The 20,439-nt window shown below is 68.5% G+C and carries 16 protein-coding genes; 12 read left to right on the forward strand and 4 right to left on the reverse strand.

The genetic code is table 11. The features are described 5' to 3' along the window. Nucleotides 1-83 precede the first annotated feature (83 nt). A complete protein-coding gene (locus tag BMZ18_RS09315; RefSeq protein ID WP_169817725.1) occupies nt 84-3,842 on the forward strand; it encodes an nSTAND1 domain-containing NTPase in 3,759 nt (1,252 codons plus the stop codon). On the opposite strand, the gene BMZ18_RS09320 is transcribed toward BMZ18_RS09315, so the two are convergent. Together BMZ18_RS09320 and BMZ18_RS09325 are read right to left on the reverse strand one after the other, a co-directional pair. Beyond that, on the reverse strand, nt 3,797-4,429 hold the full coding sequence (locus tag BMZ18_RS09320) for a GNAT family N-acetyltransferase (protein ID WP_068363485.1): 633 nt from the start codon (nt 4,427-4,429) through the stop codon (nt 3,797-3,799). The two genes, BMZ18_RS09315 and BMZ18_RS09320, sit on opposite strands and share 46 nt — an antisense overlap. After that, nucleotides 4,426-5,784, reverse strand: coding sequence for a glycosyltransferase 87 family protein (locus BMZ18_RS09325; RefSeq protein WP_068363484.1), 1,359 nt, complete (start codon nt 5,782-5,784; stop codon nt 4,426-4,428). Before BMZ18_RS09325 ends, BMZ18_RS09320 begins: the two co-directional genes overlap by 4 nt. A 165-nt stretch (nt 5,785-5,949) precedes the next feature. Here BMZ18_RS09325 and rpsF point away from each other — a divergent pair, with 165 nt between their 5' ends. The 6 genes from rpsF to BMZ18_RS09355 all read left to right on the forward strand — a co-directional run bounded on the left by rpsF (nt 5,950) and on the right by BMZ18_RS09355 (nt 11,997). Further along, complete coding sequence (gene rpsF / locus BMZ18_RS09330) at nt 5,950-6,237, forward strand: 30S ribosomal protein S6 (protein ID WP_068104516.1); 288 nt, start codon at nt 5,950-5,952, stop codon at nt 6,235-6,237. Between the two features lie 80 nt (nt 6,238-6,317). After that, nucleotides 6,318-6,854 carry a single-stranded DNA-binding protein gene (locus BMZ18_RS09335; RefSeq protein ID WP_068104518.1) on the forward strand — a complete coding sequence of 179 codons (537 nt, stop codon included), beginning with the start codon at nt 6,318-6,320 and terminating at the stop codon, nt 6,852-6,854. Between the two features lie 44 nt (nt 6,855-6,898). Beyond that, the gene (gene rpsR, locus BMZ18_RS09340) at nt 6,899-7,141 is read left to right on the forward strand and encodes a 30S ribosomal protein S18 (protein ID WP_068104520.1); all 243 of its coding nucleotides are present in this window, start codon (nt 6,899-6,901) and stop codon (nt 7,139-7,141) included. 15 nt (nt 7,142-7,156) lie between these two features. Further along, complete coding sequence (gene rplI, locus BMZ18_RS09345; RefSeq protein WP_068104522.1) at nt 7,157-7,612, forward strand: 50S ribosomal protein L9; 456 nt, start codon at nt 7,157-7,159, stop codon at nt 7,610-7,612. Between the two features lie 510 nt (nt 7,613-8,122). Next, nucleotides 8,123-10,762 (forward strand): replicative DNA helicase, encoded by a 2,640-nt coding sequence (dnaB, locus tag BMZ18_RS09350; RefSeq protein ID WP_068363481.1) that lies wholly within the window; start codon nt 8,123-8,125, stop codon nt 10,760-10,762. 203 nt (nt 10,763-10,965) lie between these two features. Beyond that, complete coding sequence (locus tag BMZ18_RS09355) at nt 10,966-11,997, forward strand: DUF3644 domain-containing protein (protein ID WP_068363478.1); 1,032 nt, start codon at nt 10,966-10,968, stop codon at nt 11,995-11,997. Between the two features lie 308 nt (nt 11,998-12,305). Here BMZ18_RS09355 and BMZ18_RS09360 read toward each other — a convergent pair whose 3' ends face one another. Next, nucleotides 12,306-12,845: a YceI family protein gene (locus BMZ18_RS09360; RefSeq protein ID WP_068363474.1), complete on the reverse strand. Its 540-nt coding sequence runs from the start codon at nt 12,843-12,845 to the stop codon at nt 12,306-12,308. 29 nt (nt 12,846-12,874) lie between these two features. Continuing rightward, a complete protein-coding gene (locus tag BMZ18_RS09365) occupies nt 12,875-13,777 on the reverse strand; it encodes a hydroxymethylglutaryl-CoA lyase (RefSeq protein WP_068363468.1) in 903 nt (300 codons plus the stop codon). Between the two features lie 126 nt (nt 13,778-13,903). Here BMZ18_RS09365 and BMZ18_RS09370 point away from each other — a divergent pair, with 126 nt between their 5' ends. Genes BMZ18_RS09370 through BMZ18_RS09390 form a run of 5 tightly spaced genes read left to right on the forward strand, consistent with a single transcriptional unit; the run spans nt 13,904 to nt 20,439 of the window. Beyond that, nucleotides 13,904-14,599 carry a GntR family transcriptional regulator gene (locus BMZ18_RS09370; RefSeq protein ID WP_068363467.1) on the forward strand — a complete coding sequence of 232 codons (696 nt, stop codon included), beginning with the start codon at nt 13,904-13,906 and terminating at the stop codon, nt 14,597-14,599. After that, a complete protein-coding gene (locus BMZ18_RS09375) occupies nt 14,596-15,801 on the forward strand; it encodes a CaiB/BaiF CoA transferase family protein (protein ID WP_068363466.1) in 1,206 nt (401 codons plus the stop codon). The genes BMZ18_RS09370 and BMZ18_RS09375 overlap by 4 nt, the downstream gene beginning before the upstream one ends. Nucleotides 15,802-15,832: 31 nt before the next feature. Beyond that, nucleotides 15,833-17,905, forward strand: coding sequence for a hydantoinase/oxoprolinase family protein (locus BMZ18_RS09380; protein WP_074922115.1), 2,073 nt, complete (start codon nt 15,833-15,835; stop codon nt 17,903-17,905). 27 nt (nt 17,906-17,932) lie between these two features. Continuing rightward, a complete protein-coding gene (locus tag BMZ18_RS09385) occupies nt 17,933-19,822 on the forward strand; it encodes a hydantoinase B/oxoprolinase family protein (protein ID WP_068364733.1) in 1,890 nt (629 codons plus the stop codon). Next, a complete protein-coding gene (locus tag BMZ18_RS09390; RefSeq protein ID WP_235606368.1) occupies nt 19,819-20,439 on the forward strand; it encodes an isochorismatase family protein in 621 nt (206 codons plus the stop codon). Before BMZ18_RS09385 ends, BMZ18_RS09390 begins: the two co-directional genes overlap by 4 nt.

The following is a 20,439-nucleotide window of genomic DNA, read 5'->3' on the forward strand; positions in this document are numbered from 1 at the left end:
GTCGCACGACCAGCCCGAGCGCGATGTCCGAACGAACTCCGAACGCGTATCTGCCGCCGACCTGCGCATCTATAGTCGGCGGCATGAGCTGGGGGGCCGGGCGGGGTTTGGCGTCGGTGGAGACGAGGGAGGACTTCGCGGACGCGCTGCGAGGCCTCCGGCAGGCGAGCGGATTCACCGTCCGCGCCATCGCCGACAGTGCGGACGTCCGCCTGGCGACGGTGGGTGGCTGGTTCAGCGGCAAGCACGTTCCGACGCCGGCCAACCAGGACGCCTTCCGTCGTGTGCTCGGTGCCTGCGGGGTCACCGCCGACGACGCCGACGCGTGGTGGGCCGCGGTGATGCGAGTGCGGCGCGCGACCCAGCGCCGGGCGGCGGCGACGCCCTACCGAGGTCTGGAGGCCTTCTCCGTCGGTGACTCCCGGTGGTTCCACGGCCGGGAGGAGGAGACCGATGCGCTGCTCGACCGAGTTCGGCTGCTGACCGGAGGCGGAATTCTGGCCGTGGTCGGAGCGTCCGGCGCCGGAAAGTCCTCGCTCCTGTCGGCGGGCCTGCTGGCTCGGATCGAGCGCGGCGACCTCGGTGCGCGGACGGCCGTGCGCATCACGCCGTCGAGGCTGCGGAATCCGACGGACCTCGACCCGCGACCGGACATCGTCGTGGTCGATCAGGCCGAGGAACTGTGGGGAGAGGCGTTCGACGCCGGCGAGCGTCGACGGTATCTGGACCGCCTCGAGGGCCTGACCACCGATGGGCGCCACCCCGTGGTGGCGGTGGTCGCGCTGCGCGCGGATTTCTACGCAGTCGCCCTCACGGAGCCGACGGTGGCGGCCGCGCTCGCGTCGGATCCGCTGGTCGTCGGCCCGTTGGACGAGCAGCGGGTGCGTCGGGTGATCACCGCCCCCGCCGAGACCGCCGGTGCGCGGGTCGACCCCGCACTCGTCGAGGTGTTGCTCGCGGAGCTGGGTGTGCGATCGCAGCACGGGTTGTCGCCGTCGACACTCCCTCTGCTCTCGCATGTTCTTCTCGCGACCTGGGAGCGCGCGCGCACGTCCACGTTGTCCGTCGCGGACTATCGACAGACCGGGGGGATCGCCGGCGCGGTGGAGCACACGGCGGAAGCGGTGCTCGGCACGTACGACGTGGACGACCGGGCCGTGGCCGAGCGTCTGCTCCTGCGGCTGGTGGACCTCGACGGCCCGACCGTGACGCGTCGCCTCGTGCCCCTCTCCGAAGTGGGGGCCGTCGCGTCCGAGGTGGTCGACGATCTCACCGACGCCAGATTGGTGACCGTCGACGAGCAGTTCGTGACGATCACTCACGAGTCGTTGGTGACCACGTGGCCTCGATTCGCGGAGCTGATCGACGCCCACCGGGACTGGGTGGTGCACCACCGCACGCTGACGCAGTACGCGCACGGGTGGAACGAGACGGGTCGCGACCGTGGCGAACTGTTGAGCGAGACGCGATCGGCCCTGTACGAATCCTTGCTCTCCACCGGCGGCCGACGCGAACACCTCAACGCGCTCGAGACGGAGTACCTCACCGAATCGGCAGCCGAGCATCACCGGGCGGCCGACGCGCGTCGTCGACGGGCCCGTGTGCGGGCGGCGTTGACGTCGGCTCTGGCCGTGATGACGGTGCTCGCGGTGGCCGCGGCGACATTCGCGGTGTCGGCGCGATCACGCGCGGTGTCCGAACGTAACGACGCGGTCGAGGCTCGGGCGATCGCGGACGCACGCGTCGTCCTCGCGCAGTCGCGGCGACTCCGCGACCAGGACCCGGCACTGTCGGCGCAGTTGGCGGTGGCGGCCTACGAGACGGACCCGTCGTTCGATGCTCGATCGGCGGTCCTGGACACCACGGCGTCGGCGTTCCCGACCCGCGTCGTCGGCTCGGCAGGGCCCACCCAGTCCGTTCTCGACGAGGCGGGACGTGTTCTGGCCGTGGGGTATTCCTCGGGATCGGTGGATCTGTATTCCGACGATTCGGACGATGCGAGCGCGTTCGCGCAGGCCCCGCCGGCGCGGTTGAGCACGGATGCGGGCCCCGTGCAGTCGCTCGCGGTGGACGCAGCGGGAACGCGACTGGCGATCGGCAGCGCCACGGGCGTCGCCGTGTACGACCTCGCTGCACTCGACCGGCCGCGCAGGGTCGCGACTCTGCCCCTCGACACGACGGCGCAATCGATCGCGTTCCGTCCGGGAGGTGCCGAGCTGGCGGTGGGGACCGCGGCGTCGACGGTGCTGCGGTGGGCGTACGAGACGCCGGCGTCGCCGACGCGACTCGATCTACCCGGAGCCGGAAACACCGTCGTGGCCTACACGCCCGATGGCGGCCGAGTCCTGGGTGCCGGGAACGGGCGCACGCTCGCCGTGTGGGACGCCGTCTCGGGCGCACCCCTGTTCGCGGTCCCGTTCGACGGCTCGACCTACCGCTACCTCGATCTCGACGTGTCGCCGGACGGGACGACGCTGGCGACGGGATCCACCGGGCGTGAGGTCGCACGGTGGACCGTCGGCGGAGACGGCTTGCTCACCGGCCTCGCGCCCCTGGGGCAGTTCGCCAGCTACGCCACGTCGGTCGCATTCGATCGGACCGGCCAGTTCCTCGCCGCGGGAAGTGCGGACGCGTCGACCCTCGTGTGGGACGCGCGCACCGGCGACGAGGTGACGGAGTTTCCCGGTCCCGCGACCGTCGGCAGCGTCGCGTTCGACCGCACCGGGTCGCTGATCACGTCCGACGGGGCCGGGACCACCCGGCAGTGGCGCCTCCCCGGTCCCGACCTTCCCGGACCGACGGCGAGCGTCTTCACGCTGGTCCACCGGCAGGGTGGCCCGTCGGTGCTCGCCGGTGTCGGAGTGCGGGGCGACGGCGCCGTGCTGTGGCCGGCCGGGACCGGTGGCGTCGAACCGCCGCCGACGACGCTGCGCCCGGGCCCGGGGGTGTCGTACTCCGGCGCGTCGGCGCTGAGCTGGGACAGCTCGACGGCGGCGATCGGCACGACCACCGGTGGCGTCGAGCTGTGGGACGTCTCCGACCCCGCGCGGCCGGCGCGGCTCGGAGCGATCGACGCCGTGGTGCCTCTGCTGGTGGGCGGTCTCGCCTTCACCGCCGACGGCCGGAACCTCCTGCTGTCCCAGCAGGACGCGCCCGACCTCGCCGTCCTCGATCTGGCCGATCTCGCCGCCCCTCGCGCTGTGTCGACGTTCGCGGTGACCGGTCTGCCGTCGTTGTCGGTCTTCCGCACCGACCGCGCGATCGTGCACGTCGCCACGTCGGCTGCCGCCGTCGAGACGTGGGACCTGACGGATCCGGCCCGCCCGGTACGGGTCGGAGCGCTGACGGGACTGCCTGCCGGGGCCAACGCGGTCGCGCTGTCGGCGGACGATGCGGTGCTGGCCGTCGGGACCGCGGACGGGACGGTCACCCTCGTCGACGCGACCGATCCTGCGGAGACGAGGGTGCTGGGCAGGACCGGCGCGGACACGGAGGTGTACTCGTTGGCGTTCGACGCCGACGGCGAACGGCTGGTGGGGGGAACGTCGATCGACTCGGCGTGGATCTGGGACGTGCGCGATCCGACGACGCCTCGGCCCTACGCGGCCTTGAGCGCGATCGGGGAACGGGTGAACGACGCGGTCTTCGTCGGAGCGACATCCCTGGTGGCAGGCGGTGCGGGTGGCACGGTGCGGCAGTGGACGGTCGATCCCGAGTTCGCTGTCGAGAACCTGTGTTCGCGAGCGGGGGCGCTGGTCACCGAGCGGGAATGGGCGGATCTGCTGCCGGGCGTGAACTACGACCCGCCGTGCGACGAAGCAGCGCCTCGGGCCCCTCGCTGACCGCCGGAAAGTCGGCGGTCGATCCGCGCCTGGAGAGCCTGTCGGGCGGACGGCCAGTCGTCGTCGGTCATGGCGAACAGGGCCGTGGTTCGCCACGATCCGTCGGTCCGCTGCCGGTGCTTGCGGAGCAGGCCCTCGAACGTCGCGCCGAGCGTGGCGATGGCGGCGCGGGACTGCACATTGTGTTCGTCGGTGTGCCATTCCACGCGCACCGCGCCGTGCGCGAAGGCGCGGCCGAGCAGCAGCAGCTTGGCTTCCGGGTTGATCGCGGTGCCCTGCGCCGACGTCGAGAGCCACGTGTAGCCGATCGCCAGACTGCGGTGGGCGGGGTCGAGAAGGTAGTACGACGTCGTGCCGACGGGCTCGCCCGCGGCGGTGCGTTGCAGGAACGGCTGCCGCGCGGGGTCGGCGAGGGCCGCGTCGATGTACGCGGTGGCGTCGCTCCGCGTCCGGATCGGGGCGCTGGTCCATCGAAAGATGCGCTCGTCGTCCGCCGCGGCCAGCAGATCGTCGGCATGGTCGGCGGTCAGCTTCTCGAGGGTGACGTGCGTGCCGTGCAGAGTCTCGTGCTCGATCCACCCGCTCATACGGGAACCTCCTCCGATTCGAGACGGTGCATTCTCGGCCTCGTAGTGCGGACGGGCGGTGTGCGGACGTACGCCCGGGCGAAGAGCACGAGCAGGATCACCAGCAGGACGGTGCGTCCCCAGACGCCCAGCACCACCAGGGTCTCCTCGGACCGGGCGTCCTGCCCCGCGGCGAGGGCGGCGAACCAGCGGAACACGCCGACCCCGACCGCCACGTCGGTGAGGAGGTAGGCGCCGACCACCTGCCACGGCACGCGCAGCAGCACGAAGAACGGCAGGATCCAGAGGGTGTACTGCGGGGAGTGCACCTTGTGGAACAGCAGGAAGCCGGTGAGCATGACGGCGCTCGTCTGCACCCAGGGGTAGGAGCCGACGGTGGCCAGGCTGCGCCGACCGACCCACAGGGCGCCGGCGAAGGACAGCAGCACCAGGGTCGGGGACAGCAGGTCGACCGCCGACTGGAACGCGGCCTCGTCGGCGGCGCTCACCTCCGGCGTGGCACCGGGCGTCTCGAAGAGGTACCGCACACCCCAGTACCAGATCGAATTGGTGGTGATGTCCGCCTGCCGCAGGCTCTGGAACGCGAACGACGCCCGCCATCCGTCGTATCCGGCGACGGCGAACGGCACGTTGATCGCGGCGACGGTGATGCCGGCCGCGGCGAGCACGCCCAGAGCGCCGCGCACGTCCCGGCGATCCCGTTCCGTCTCGCCGTGGAGGACGTACGCCGCGAGCGGCAGCACGAACGCGCCGGGGTAGAGCTTGAGGCAGAAGCCGATGCCGAGCAGCACGGCGGCGATCACCGCGCGCACGCGGAGCGGCAACCGGGTCGCCATCACGGCGACCGCGCCGACCGCCGTCGCGACCACCGGCAGTTCCCAGTTGTGGAAGGCGTACATCACCAGCGCCGGACTCGCCGACCAGATCAGGGCGACGCGCCCCGCGAGTCGTCCGAGCATCCAGGCGATGAGCGCACCGAAGGGGGCGAGCAGCACGGCGGACCACGCGAGGAAGTCCGCGTCGGTGTCGCTGGCCAGGCCGCCGAGCCACATCAGCATGCCGCTGAGCACCGGGTACTCGACCGTCCCGCCCGTCAGGGAGCCGTCGGGCGCGATGGCCCCGCCGACGTACGGGAACAGGTGGAGGTCGATGCCGCGACCCAGCCACAGGAACTGGATGTCGGAGTAGCAGACGGCGGAGTCCTTGATGCGATCGAAGACCTCGCTGCGCCCCGCGTCGTCGAACGGCGGACCCGCGCACCGGGCCTTGTTGAGATACCCGAGCGCCATCGTCACCAGTGCGACGACCGTGACCGACGCGGCCACGACGGGGCTCGCGCGGCGACGGGTCTCCATGCGGTCAGCCTAGGTGGCGGATGCGGGTGCGGGCGTCCGTCGGGGGTCGCGGATTTCTGTCGCAGCAGGTCCGACAGGTACCCTGGGCGGGTTGCTGACGCAACGACCCTCCTGTCACGGATCGTCCGTGACCGTTTCACAGTCCATAGGAGGTGATGAGGTCTCATGCGTCATTACGAACTGATGGTCATTCTCGACCCCAACCTGGACGAGCGCACCGTCGCCCCGTCGCTGGATACGTTCCTCAACGTCATCCGCAAGGACGGCGGCAAGATCGACAAGGTCGATGTGTGGGGTAAGCGCCGTCTCGCCTACGAGATCGAGAAGCACTCCGAAGGTATCTACGCCGTCATCGACATCGATGCCGAGCCTGCTTCGGTGTCCGAGCTCGATCGTCAGCTGGGCCTGAACGAGTCCGTTCTGCGCACCAAGGTTCTCCGCCGCGGCAAGTGACCTTCCTTGTCGGCGCCCGCCCCTAGGCTGGCGGCGGACACGACACTGCAGGCACTGACGAGGTACGAGAAAGAGGAATCATGGCAGGCGAAACCGTCATCACCGTCGTCGGAAACCTGACGGCCGATCCCGAACTTCGATTCACCCCCGCCGGTGCGGCGGTCGCGAACTTCACCGTCGCGTCCACTCCCCGCACCTTCGATCGCCAGACCAACGAGTGGAAGGACGGCGACGCGCTTTTCCTCCGCTGCAACATCTGGCGTGAGGCAGCGGAGAACGTCGCCGAGTCCCTGACTCGCGGCGCACGGGTGGTCGTCACGGGCCGGCTCCGGCAGCGTTCCTTCGAGACGCGTGAGGGTGAGAAGCGCACTGTCGTCGAACTCGAGGTCGACGAGGTCGGCCCTTCGCTCCGCTACGCGACGGCCAAGGTCAACAAGGTCAGTCGCGGTGGCGGCGGTGGCGGAGGCGGGTTCGGTTCCTCCGGTGGGTCGGGCGGATCGTCCCGTCCGTCGTCCGGTGGCAGCTCGCAGAACGACGATCCGTGGGGCAGCGCCCCGCAGGCATCGGGCTCGTTCGGTGGCGGCAACCGTGGCGGGGACGACGAACCGCCGTTCTGACCGGCACCCCAACACACGTTTCACATCTGATCTGGAGATCGACCATGCCCAAACCGCCGTTGCGCGACAAGGTGATCAAGAAGAAGGTCTGCACCTTCTGCAAGGAAAAGAACACGTCCATCGACTACAAGGACACGACGCTGCTGCGTAAGTACGTCAGCGATCGCGGCAAGATCCGCGCTCGTCGTGTCACCGGCAACTGCGTCCAGCACCAGCGGGACATCGCCATCGCAGTCAAGAACTCGCGTGAGGTGGCCCTGCTGCCCTACGCCGCGACTGCGCGATAAGGGGAAAGGGAAACCATGAAGCTCATCCTCACCGCTGATGTCGACAACCTCGGTGCGCCCGGCGACACCGTGGAGGTCAAGGACGGATACGGCCGGAACTACCTGCTGCCTCGCGGCCTGGCCATCGTGGCCACCCGCGGCGCGCAGAAGCAGGTCGACGGCATCCGTCGTGCGCAGGAAGCCCGCGCCGTGCGCGGTCTCGACCACGCCAACGAGCTCAAGCAGGCCATCGAGGGCCTCGATTCCGTGTCGCTGACGGTGCGTACCGCCGGCGATTCGGGCAAGCTCTTCGGCTCGGTCACCGCCGCCGACGTCGCCGCCGCGCTCAAGTCGGCCGGTGGCCCCACCGTCGACAAGCGCAGCGTCGAGCTGCCGAAGTCCCACATCAAGTCCGTCGGCAAGCACCGCATCACGGTCGCGCTGCACCCCGACGTCACCGCCGCGTTCGATCTCGAGGTCACCGCTTCCTGATCGGCGTCCAGCGCGACGCGACGCCCCGGTCCGCCTTCTCGGCGGGCCGGGGCGTCGTCGTGTTCGGACTGGGTTCCGAAAACGTGGCGCTCGCCCCGGTTCGCGTAAGTGTGAGCCCGGTCATGTTGATAACTTCGGTCCGATGCGAGGGGACACGCCCGAGTTGTCAACCCCTCGGGACACGCCGACGGCGAGTCGATCCCCAGGTAAGAAAATTCATGAACAGCCTCTGACCTGGTGTTTCCACCGAAACTTTCCTGCTGCTCCCCAGGCTGTCCACAGATGGTCAACACCGTGTCCTGCCGTTTGCACAATCTATCCCCGGGTCGGTCCACACGCCCTTTTGCGAAGCCGTATTCGAGCCCCTAACGTCCCTCCGGCACCGATCTCGAGGCCGCTGAATCGGCTCGTCGTGTCGGTGCGTCGAGGTACACAGTCTCGGGGGAACACCCCGCGACACCGGCGGTCCGGATGCGGCCGTCGACCCGAACGAGAAGGCGGCGAATTTCTGTGGCTGTGGTGGACGATCGCGGGTCGAGCGACTACTCCGGCCCGTCCGAGCCGCCCGGTGAGGACTTCGGCCGCCAGCCACCGCAGGACATGGCGGCGGAGCAGTCCGTGCTCGGCGGCATGCTGCTGAGCAAGGACGCGATCGCCGACGTGCTCGAGATCCTGCGGCCCGGCGACTTTTACCGTCCGGCCCACCAGATGGTCTACGACGCGATCCTCGACCTCTACGGCCGCGGTGATCCGGCCGACCCGGTGACGGTCTCGGCCGAGCTCGAGCGGCGCGGGGAACTCAAGCGCATCGGTGGGCCGCCCTATCTGGTCACGCTGACGCAGACGGTGCCGACGGCGGCCAACGCCTCGTTCTACGCCGAGATCGTCGTCGAGAAGGCGATCCTGCGGCGGCTGGTGGAGGCCGGCACGCGCATCGTGCAGTTCGGCTACGCCGGCGCCGACGGCCAGGACGTCTCCGAGGTGGTCGACCGCGCCCAGGCCGAGGTGTACGAAGTCACCGAGCGCCGCACCGCCGAGGACTTCGTTCAGCTCGAGGAGCTGCTGCAGCCCACGATGGACGAGATCGACTCCATCGCCAGCCGCGGTGGCATGTCCAACGGTGTCCCCACCGGCTTCACCGAGCTCGACGAGGTGACCAACGGTCTGCACCCGGGGCAGATGATCATCGTGGCGGCGAGGCCGGGTGTCGGAAAGGCCCTCGCGCTCGACACCCCCCTGCCGACCCCGACGGGGTGGACCACCATGGGCGAGGTCGAGGTGGGCGATCACTTGATCGACGCGTCGGGCCGCGCGACACGCGTCGTCGCTGCAACGGACGTCATGGTCGGTCGCCCCTGCTACGAGGTGGAGTTCTCCGACGGGACGGTCATCGTCGCCGACGCGGAGCATCAGTGGCTCACCGACACCCGTGCGTCGCGCAAGTCGGCGCAGGCGGCGGCGACGCAGTACAACGGCTACCGCAACCAGCGCACGTTCGCCGAGGTGCGCACCACCGAGGAAATTGCCGCGACCGTCCGGTGCGCGACCAAGGACGGGCGCACCAACCACTCGGTGACCAACACCGCGCCGCTGCAGTTCGACGAGGCCGACCTGCTGGTCCCGCCCTACACGCTCGGTGCCTGGCTCGGCGACGGCACCAGTGCGTGCGCGCAGATCACGTCGGACGATCCGGAGATCATCGCTCGCATCGAGAGCGAGGGGTTGGTGACGGTGCAATCGGGTTCTGCCGACCGTCGCTACTCGATCCAGCTGCCGCCGCCCCCGCCGGTCCTCCCCCGCGCCTGCGCCGTGTGCGGAACCCTCTTCGTTCCCTTCCCGCTCCACGTACGCACGTGCGGGCAGTCGTGCGGGGGGAAAGCGCGCTTCACGACGGTGGCGACGCGTGAGCCGCGGTGCTCGGTGTGCGGCGAGCTGTGCACCGGGTTGCAGATGTGCCAGCGATGCCGCGATCGGGTCGGGACGGTGCAGGCGCGCCTGCGCACCGTCGGGGTCCTGAACAACAAGCACATTCCGACCGCGTATCTCCGGGCGTCCGAGTCGCAGCGTCGTGCACTGCTGGCCGGCTTGCTGGACACGGACGGAACCGTGACCGGCGGTGGGAGCGTGCAATTCAGCGTCACTCACGAGCGGCTCGCGATGGACGTCGCCGAGCTGATCGTCAGTCTCGGGTATCGCGTTCAGTTGGCGACGAAGGCGGTGAAGGGACGACGGGAGTCCTCGTCGACCGCGTTCACGCTCACCTTCTCGACGGACGAGCAGGTCTTCGGGCTGACGCGGAAGGACGTGCTGCACAAGCAGCGTCGCAAGGCGGTCGGTACCGCTCGGTCGTCGAGTCGCATGATCACGGCCGTCCGGAAGATCGAGTCGGTCCCGGTGCGCTGCGTGGAGGTCGACAACGCCGACCACCTGTACCTCGCGGGCCGGTCGATGGTGCCGACGCACAACTCCACTCTCGGCATGGATTTCATGCGCTCGTGCTCCATCAAGCACGGCATGGCCAGCGTCATGTTCTCCCTCGAGATGAGCCGCACGGAGATCGTGATGCGCCTGCTCTCGGCCGAGGCGAAGATCAAGCTGGGAGACATGCGCTCGGGCAAGATGACCGACGACGACTGGACGCGCCTCGCCCGACGCATGAGCGAGATCAGTGAAGCGCCGCTGTTCGTGGACGATTCACCGAACCTCACGATGATGGAGATCCGAGCGAAGGCCCGACGGCTCAAGCAACGGCACGACCTCAAGCTGATCGTCATCGACTACCTCCAGCTGATGTCGTCCGGCAAGAAGGTCGAGTCGCGCCAGCAGGAGGTCTCGGACTTCTCGCGTTCGCTCAAGCTGCTGGCCAAGGAACTCATGGTCCCCGTGGTGGCGATCTGTCAGCTCAACCGTGGTCCTGAGCAGCGCACCGACAAGAAGCCGATGGTGTCCGACCTCCGTGAGTCCGGCTCCCTGGAGCAGGACGCCGACATGGTCATCCTGCTCTACCGTCCCGACGCCACCGAACGCGACGATCCGCGTGGCGGTGAAGCCGACCTGATCCTGGGCAAGCACCGTAACGGACCGACGGCCACCATCACCGTGGCCCACCAGCTGCACCTGTCGCGGTTCGTGGACATGGCGCGGGGGTGAGTTGCGACCGTGCCGATCCTCTACGTATTCGACGGAACGGACGCTAGTTCGACTAGCCTCTCAGTCGACATCCGAACCGTTTCTGATTGTGCGATGATCCCGCTCCCCAATCATTCGGGTCCACCGGGAGCTGGCTCGTCGGGTCTCGATACAAATCTCCTCGGCACAGGCGGTGCCAAGCCCGCGACCCGACAGGGGGTGCCGTGAGCGCGCCCTATGTGTCGATCAGGCGACTAGTCGACAATTCTCTAGCCGCCATGCTCGCGGCCGTCGAGGTCTACAATAAACCGCAGATGACATATCGCGATGAGGTCGCTGTCATGCTTGTGGTCAATGCCTGGGAGTTGGCGCTGAAGGCGACGTTGAGGCAGCAGAGGCAGTCAATTTTCTACCCGAAAAAGCCTGGCCAGCGCTATCTCTCGCTTTCGATCGATGATGCCCTTGCCCGAGTAAATGCGGGGAAGTCGTGGCCGGTAGGCGTCGACGGCGCGGCAACGACCGTCAATATTAAGGCGCTGACTGAGTACCGAGATCGGGCCATCCACCTGTACAACGCTCGGGGACTCGGCGCAGTTATCCACCCATTCCTGCAGCAGAACGTCCTGAACTACCGTGACTTTGTACTCGCCAGGTTTCGGAAGGATCTCGCCGACTCCATGACCTGGCAGCTCTTACCGCTCGGCGCGACTGCTCCGGCCGATGCCGTGCAGTTTATGAAAGCCGACAAGAGTTCGACGATGGTCGCCGAGGTCGAGGACTTCATCAACGAACTCCGGGGTCTGATGGATAGCGCGGAAGCTTCGGGTGCCGATATGAGCCGCTTGGCAGTCGTCTACGACATTCACCTACAGTCGCAGAAAAAGATGTCCAGCGCTGATCTCGTGGTGGCGGTATCTTCGACGGCCAGCGGACAGATCGCAATCCAGAAGACCGACCCGAACCTAACTCATCCCTACAGTGCTACTGAGTTGATCGAACGCGTGAACAAGAGGCGCAAAGGGCGGGCGCTCAGTAGTTACGACCTTCAAGTAATATGCTGGAAAGAGTCTTTGCGTGAGAATGCGAAGTATTCCTGGAAGCATAGCAATGTGGCCAGTCATGTTTGGTCGGGGGCGGCCATTTCCTATTTGAGTTCGATTCCGGACCAACGCTTTGATGCGATTCGGGATGAATATAAGACTCATGTGAGAATCAAGCGCACTCAAGCAACGAATGCCGTCTCTGGACGAAAATGAGTAGTTGCGCAGCATTACTCGATCCATTTGATAGGCGCGAGCGCTGAGCGTGTTCGCAGTATCGAATGCGTTTGTTCGACGCCACGTGGGCCTTCGATTCCGAGCTTTGAACGACCTTCGATGTCGCGAACATCAAAATTGATTATGCCAGCCGGACTACAAGCCTAGCTCGTGCGCCGTTTCGTACTTTGTCCTGGGTAATCTTTTCCGGGAGCCATTTCTGAAGTCCGCTGTCGTGTCGACAGCCGGATTACAAAATCCGCGCACCGGGAAAGCGGGGCCCGGAACCCACTATCCGCGCAGCACCCTCACAACCCCGCGTCGAAGGTGACCACGACGTCGTCGACCACCTTCACGGCGCCGAACATCTGCGAGTAGGGCTCGATGCCGAAGTCGGTCTGAGTCACGGTGGTCTCGAAGGACGCCCGCCACTGCTCCTGCACCCGTGCCACCCGCAGGTCGACGGTGTGGGGACGCTCGGTGCCGTGGACGGTGAGCGTCCCGGTCAGCCGGTAGCCCTCGTCAGTGCCCGTCACGTCGGTGCTGACGTACCGGATGGTGGGGAAGTCCCTGCTGTGCAGCGTCTTCAGCGCGTTGGATCGGGCCATGGCCTTCTCCGGCCCGAACATCGGTGTGACCCCGCCCTCGCCGTCGGTGACGGTCAGCGAGTCCACCTCCACCGTCACGTCCACGCCGATCAGCTCGCCGGCCTTCTCGGACACGGTCGCGGTCCACTCCCGCATCAGCAGAGTCAACCGATGCCCCATCGACGACGCCTTGCCGGTGACGCCGGTCCGTACTTCCAGGACGTTGTCATCGGAGGCTCGGAGGGTCCGCGTGTCGGTCATCTTCGGACTGTAGCCACGCGGAGCCAGGACTACTCGAGGGCGCGCGGGAAGCCGCCCGCCCGGCCGAGCAGCGCGGGCACACCCTCGCCGAGGGCCGACCCGAGCCAGCCGGCGGCGTCCACAAGCCGGGCCATGTCGACTCCGGTCCGCACTCTGGACCGGTCGAGCGCGTAGATGAGGTCCTCGGAGGCAATGTTGCCCGTCGCCGCGGGGGCGAAGGGGCAGCCGCCGAACCCGCCGATCGAGGCGTCCAACGCTGCGGCTCCCGTCTCGAGCGCGGTGAGGGCGTTGGCGTAGCCGGTGTTCCGGGTGTTGTGGAAGTGCCAGCGCTGCGGAATTCCGGGTGCGTTCGCCGACGCGACGTCGGCCAACGCGCGGACCTGAGCGGGGACGCCGACGCCGATGGTGTCGGCAATGGCGATCTCCGACGGCTCGGCCTCCGCGACCCGGGCGAGGATCCGGCCGATGTGCGCGGGATCGACCTCGCCGGAGAAGGGGCAGCCGAACGACGCCGCCACGGTGACGGTGGTGAACACCCCGGCGGCTCGGGCGTCGCGCACGATGTCGACGGCTGCCGCGATGCCCTCGTCGACCGAGCACCCCTGGTTGCGACGGCTGAACTCCTCGGTGGACACCACGACCACGTTGACCTCGTCGACGGCGGCGGCGAGCGCGCGGTCGAGTCCGCGCCGGTTGAGCACCAACCCGATGTACGACGCCCCCCGGTCGCGAGGGAGTCCGGCCATCACGTCCTCGGCGCCCGCCATCTGGGGCACGCGGGCGGGATTGACGAAGCTCACGGCCTCGACGCGGCGGACGCCGGCGTCCAGCGCGCGCACGATCAGCTCGATCTTCTGCTCGACCGAGAGCACGGTCCTCTCGTTCTGGAGCCCGTCGCGCGGGCCGACTTCCACCAGTTCCACCGCAGTCATGCGTCGATGGTCCACTGGCTCTCCGTTGCATGCAATAGGGGAAGCAATTTCGCTACTTGCCGGGACAGAAGCGGCATCGAGACCTACATTGTGAACAATTCACCGATCCGAAGGCGGGACCGCTCGATGACCAGGGCAGTGGACAGGGTGTACGCGCACCTGCGGGACGGCATCATCGCGGGCTCGTACGAGCCCGGGTCGCGCCTCGGAGAAGTCGAGATCGCCGAGCTCACGGCCACGTCCCGCACCCCCGTCCGGGAGGCGCTGCGCCGCCTGGAGATGGAAAGCCTGGTCGAGGTGCTCCCCCACCGCGGGGCGCGGGTGCGGTCCTGGACCGCCGACGACCTCGACGAGATCTACGACCTCCGCATGAACCTCGAGGCGATGGCGGCCTCCCGCGCGGCGCGTCGCATCGACGGCAAGGACCTCGACCGGCTCGCCGAACTCTGCGACCTCATGGAGGCCGCGGCCGCGCAGGGCGCCGAGCAGCGGCTCGATCTCATGGCTCAGCTGAACGACGAGTTCCACGCCATCGTGCGCACCGCCGCGGCGAGCAGCCGATTGCTGACGATGCTGGGCTCGGTGATTCAGCTGCCGCTGGTGATGCGGACGTTCCATCGCTACGCGCCGGCGGACCTGGCCCGGAGTCACGCCCACCACCGCGACCTGGTGGCGGCGCTGCGCGCCCGTGACGAGACGTGGGCCGACTCGGTGATGCGTGCGCACGTCCGCGCCGCGAAACACGTGCTGCTGCAGTCCCTCGCACCCCCGAGCGACGCGAACCCCGAGAAACCCGACGACACCCAGGAGCCCCGACGATGACCGAACCCTCCCCCGGCCCCCTGTCCGACCTCCGCGTGGTGGAGATGGGTCAACTCCTCGCCGGTCCGTTCTGCGGCCAGTTGCTCGCCGACTTCGGCGCCGAAGTGATCAAGCTCGAAGCACCCGGTATCGGTGACCCCATGCGCCAGTGGGGCCGCGAGAAGCCGCACGGCCGGTCGCTCTGGTGGCCGGTGGTGGCGCGCGGCAAGAAATCGGTCACCTGCAATCTCCGCAGCGAGGAGGGCCAGGACCTGGCGCGTCGTATCATCGCCGACGCGGATATCGTCGTCGAGAACTTTCGTCCCGGCACGCTCGAGCGGTGGGGACTCGGCTTCGAGCAACTGCGGGAGATCAACCCTCGTCTGATCATGGCGCGGGTGACGGGCTACGGCCAGAACGGCCCCTACGCTCCGCGCGCCGGCTTCGGCTCCATCGGCGAGGCCATGGGCGGAATCCGCTACGTCACCGGCAATCCCGATCAACCGCCGTCGCGTGCAGGTATCTCGCTGGGGGACTCCCTGGCGGCGGTGTTCGCGACGATCGGCGTCCTGTCCGCGTTGCATCATCGGGAGAACAGCGGGCGTGGTCAGCTGGTGGACTCCGCGATCTACGAGGCCGTCCTGGCGATGATGGAATCGCTTCTGCCCGAATGGGATATCGGGGGGTACCAGCGTGAGCGCACGGGCTCGGTTTTGCCGAACATCGCCCCCAGCAACGTCTATCCCACCGCCGGCGGCGAAATGATTCTCGTGGCGGCGAACCAGGATTCGGTGTTCTCCAGGCTCGCGGCCGCCATGGGACGGACCGACCTGATCGAGGACCCGCGGTACCGCGACCACGCCTCGCGCGGTGTGAACATGGAGGAACTCGACGGCCTGATCGGGGAGTGGACCGCGGCGCAGAAGACCGACGAGGTGCTCGAGATCCTCCACGAGGCCGGGGTGCCCGCCGGCCGGATCTACACCGCGCGAGACATGTTCGCCGATCCGCACTTCGCCGCGCGCGAGGCGATCGTCCGTCTCGCCCACCCCGAACTCGGCGACATTCCCATGGCCGGGGTGGTGCCGAAGCTCAGCGACACCCCCGGTTCGGTCCGGCACGCGGGACCCGAACTGGGCGAACACAATTCCGACGTCTACGGCCGCCTGCTCGGCCTGTCCGACGCCGACCGCGACGCTCTTGCCGCCCGCGGCACCATCTGACCACCCCGAGACCGGAAACCGGGAGAACCCCATGCGCTATCGACTCGGCGTCGACGTCGGCGGCACCTTCACCGACGTGCTCCTGCTCGAAGAATCCACCGGTACCACCTACCGTGCCAAGACGGCGTCGACGCCGTCGGACCAGTCCGTCGGGGTGCTCAACGGCATCGCGAAGGTCTGCGACGAGGCGGGCATCGACCCGTCCGACGTCGGCCAGGTCCTGCACGGCACCACCGTCGCCACCAACGCGATCCTCGAAGGACGCGGCGCGCGGGTGGGGCTCGTCACCACCGACGGCTTCGGTCAGGTCCTGCAGATCGCGCGGTCGTTCGTCCCGGGCGGGCTGGCCGGGTGGATCATCTGGCCCAAGCCGGAACCCCTGGCGGCCCTGGAGAACACGGTCGAGGTGGTCGGCCGCATCGCCGCGGACGGCAGCGAGGTGACCGCCCTCGACGAACAGCAGGCGCGGGCGCAGCTGCGCACCCTCGCGGGCGCCGGCATCGAGGCCCTGACCGTCTCGCTCATCAACGCCTACGCCAACGACACGCACGAGAAGCAGGTCGCGGCGTGGGCGGCGGAGGAGCTGCCGGGCATTCCGGTCTCGCTGTCCAGCCACGTCCTGCCCGAGATGCGGGAGTACGAGCGCACGCTCACCACCGTCGCCAACAGCTACGTCCAGCCCGAGGTCTCGCGCTACGTTCGCAACCTGGACACCTCGCTGCAGGACCGCGGCATCACCGCTCCCCTGTCGATCCTGCGGAGCGACGGCGGCCTCGTGCAGTCCGCGAAGGCGGCGGAAGATCCGGTCTCCCTGCTGCTCTCGGGTCCGGCGGGTGGCGTGACGGGCGTCGTGTGGTTCGCCGAGCAGGCCGGCTACACCGACTTCCTCACGTTCGACATGGGCGGGACGTCGACGGACGTCGCGCTGGTGCTCGGTGGCGAACCCCGGATCGGGCGGGAAACCAAGGTCGGTGATCTCGCGGTCCGCGCGACCAGCGTCGACGTGCGGACCGTCGGTGCGGGCGGCGGATCCATCGCCCACGTCCCGGAGCTGACGAAGGCCCTGCGCGTGGGACCGCAGTCGGCCGGTGCCGATCCCGGCCCCGCCGCGTACGGGAACGGCGGTACCGCGCCCACGGTGACCGACGCCAACGTCGTGCTGGGGTACCTGCCCGGCGCGCTCGCGGGCGGCGAGGTCGCGCTCGACGTCGAGGCCAGCCGCCGCGCCGTCGCCACCATCGCCGATGCGATGGGACTGGAGAGCCCCGAGGCGGCTGCATCGGGCATCGTCGACATCGTCAACGAGAACATGTTCGGCGCCCTGCGCCTGGTGAGCGTGCAGCAGGGCTACGACCCCCGCGACTTCGCGTTGGTGTCCTTCGGCGGGGCCGGTCCGTTGCACGCCAACGCCCTCGGCCGCCTCACCGGCTCGTGGCCGGTGATCGTGCCGCCGTCGCCGGGCGTGCTCTGCGCCTACGGCGACGCGACGACGTGTGTGCGAGACGAGAGCGCGCGCACCATGATCCGGGCGTTCGCCGACCTGAGCGACGACGACCTGTCGTCCGCCCTGCGTGACCTCGCGCGAACGGCGTCGGATCGACTCTCGGCGGACGGCGTGCCGACGGATCAGCAGACGGCGAAGTATCAGGTCGACTTGCGGTATCAAGGGCAGGGTTTCGAGATCCCCGTCGATCTGGACGCCGACGCTCTCGACGGTCCGGGGTTGCTGACGACCCTCGGCGAGGCCTTCGACGCCGAACACCAGCGACTCTTCTCCTTCCTGCTGAAGAACGAGCGCGAGGTGATCAACCTCCGCGTCACGGTCAGCGGGCCGCGCCCGGACGTGACGGTGGCGCCGCTCGCGGAGGCCACCGGTGACCCGGAACCGGTGTCCACCAGCGAGGTCTGGATGGACGGCGCCGTCGTCACCGCTCCGGTGTACGACCGCGGCGACCTGCTCGCCGGTCACGTCGTCACGGGTCCCGCCGTGATCACCGAGATGGACTCGACCACCTTGGTGCTGTCCGGACACGCCGCCACCGTGCACGCCAGCGGCAGCCTTCTCCTCGCCCCGGTGGACCACGCCGGACCCGAATCGCGCTGAGTCGCAACCCGATCAGGAGCATCCACCATGGCCACCATCGTCGAGACCTCGCAGACACCGTTCACCACCGTTCCCGTCGATCCCATCACCCTCGACATCATCGAGAACGCCCTCCGCAACGCCCGGGCGGAGATGGACGAGGTGCTCTTCCGCACCGCGCTCTCCCCCGGCATCCGTGAGCAGCACGACGAGTTCCCGCTCATCGCCGACCCCAGCGGCAAGATGGTCGTCGGTCAGTTCGGATTGTCCGTCCCGGACTTCCTGGACAACTTCGACGGCACCGTCGGCGAGGGTGACATCCTCCTCACCTCGGACCCGTACGCGTGCGGCGCAGCCATCAGTCACGCCAACGACTGGCTGATCGTCATGCCGATCTTCCACAGCGGCCGGGTGGTCGGCTGGTCCTCGATGTTCGGGCACATGTCCGACGTGGGCGGCAAGACGCCGTCGTCCATGCCGACCGACGCGCACACCATCTACGAAGAGGGCGTGATCATTCCGCCGTTCAAGCTCTACAGCGGCGGCGAGATGAACGACACCGCGCTCGACATCATCCTCAACCAGGTGCGCAAGCCCGACTGGAACCGGGCGGACCTCAACGGGCTCGTGGCGGCGTGCAGCACGGCCGCCCGGCGCATCGTCGAGCTGTGCGATCGTTTCGGCGTCGACGTCTACCTCTCCGCCCTCGACGCGCTGCTCGAGCGGAACTACCAGGCGATGAAGGTGCTGCTGGCCACGCTGTTCGTCGACGGCGAGACCATCGAGTTCTCCGACTTCATCTGCGACGACGGATGTGGATACGGGCCCTACGAACTCACCATCGAGCTGACCCGGCACGGCGAGAAGATCCACCTCGACTTCTCCAAGAACGCACCGCAGGCCGTCGGGCCGATCAACTACTTCATCAACGAGAACCTCGTGCGGATGTTCTTCGGCATCTACGTGATCACCGTGGCCGATCCGCAGATTCTGTGGAACGACGGCTTCTACCCGTTGATCGACGTCACCATTCCGGAGGACTCGTTCTGGAAACCCCGGTATCCGGCGGCGCTCAACGGCCGCAACCACGGCATCGGACGCGTCTTCGACCTCTTCGGCGGGCTGCTGGGCAAGAACAATCCCAGCATCCTCAACGCGGCCGGCTTCTCGTCGTCCCCGCACTTCATGTACTCGGGTCACTACGACGGCGGTCCGCGCGACGGGGAGTGGTTCCAGCTGTACTCCATCGGATTCGGCGGCATCCCGGGCCGGCCGATGGGCGACGGTCCGGACGGGCATTCGCTGTGGCCGTCGTTCGTCAACATTCCGTGCGAGTATCTGGAGTCGTACTACCCCTTGCGGATCGAGCGGTGGGAGACCATCGCCGACACCGGCGGCGCGGGCCTGCACCGCGGCGGCAACGGTGTCGACGTCGCCTACCGCTTCGACGAACCGGGCACCATCGCCATCCACGACGACCGTTGGCTCACCTATCCGTGGGGCGTCAACGGTGGCAAACCCGGTGCGCGCGGGCGCAAGTGGATCGAACGGGCCGACGGCACCACCGAGATCCTCGCCAGCAAGGTGCACGACGTCCCGGTGGCGCGTGGCGACGTCCTGCACTTCGTGACGTGGGGCGGCGGCGGGTGGGGCGACCCCACCGAACGGGATCCGGAGCTCGTCGCCCTCGAGGTCCGTCGTGGCCTGATCACCCCGGACGGTGCGGCGTCGGGTTACGGCGTCGTGTGCGACGCGGCCGGCACCGTCGACGTCGAGGCGACCACGACGCGTCGTGCCGAGCTGGTCGAGGCGCGCGGTGAGACCACGGTGTTCGACAAGGGCCCCGACATCGCCGACATCCTCGCGCGCTGCGAGGAGGAAACGGGCCTGCCCGCCCCGCGCCCGCCGGTGAACGTGCGGAAAGCGCTGCGCGCGTGAGCGAACCGATGGAGTCCTACCGCGCGTCGGGCTTCGGTGGTGAGCTCGGCCCGGGTCGACGCGCCGCAGTGCTGGTGATCGACGTCGTCCAGGCCTACCTGGTGGACTCGTCGCCGCTGCGAGCGCCGGTGGACGACGCGGTGGCCGCGGCGGCCCGCCTGGTGGAGGCGGCCCGGGCGCACGACGTGCCCGTCGTCTTCACGCGGGTGAGCTACGGCAAGGGCGGGGTCGACGGGGGTCTGTTCACTCGGAAGATCCCGTCGCTCAGCGTCTTCGAGGACGGCTCGGCGCTCGCGGACTTCCCGGCGGAACCCGCCCCGCTCCCCGGCGAGGTGGTGGTGACCAAGCAGTACGCCAGCGCCTTCTTCGGTACGTCGCTGGCCGCCACGCTGACCGCGGACGGCATCGACACGCTCTACCTCTGCGGGCTGACCACCAGCGGCTGCGTGCGGGCGAGTGCGACCGACGCGCTGCAACACGGCTTTCGCCCGCGGGTCGTGGCCGACGCGTGCGGTGACCGGGCGGGCGGCATGCACGAGGCGAACCTGCTCGACCTCCGCGCCAAGTACGCCGACGTGATCGGTCTGGAGGAGGCACTCGCGGCTCTGGCCGGGTAG

The sequence above is a fragment of the Rhodococcoides kroppenstedtii genome (assembly GCF_900111805.1).
Taxonomy (GTDB): Bacteria; Actinomycetota; Actinomycetes; order Mycobacteriales; family Mycobacteriaceae; genus Rhodococcoides; species Rhodococcoides kroppenstedtii.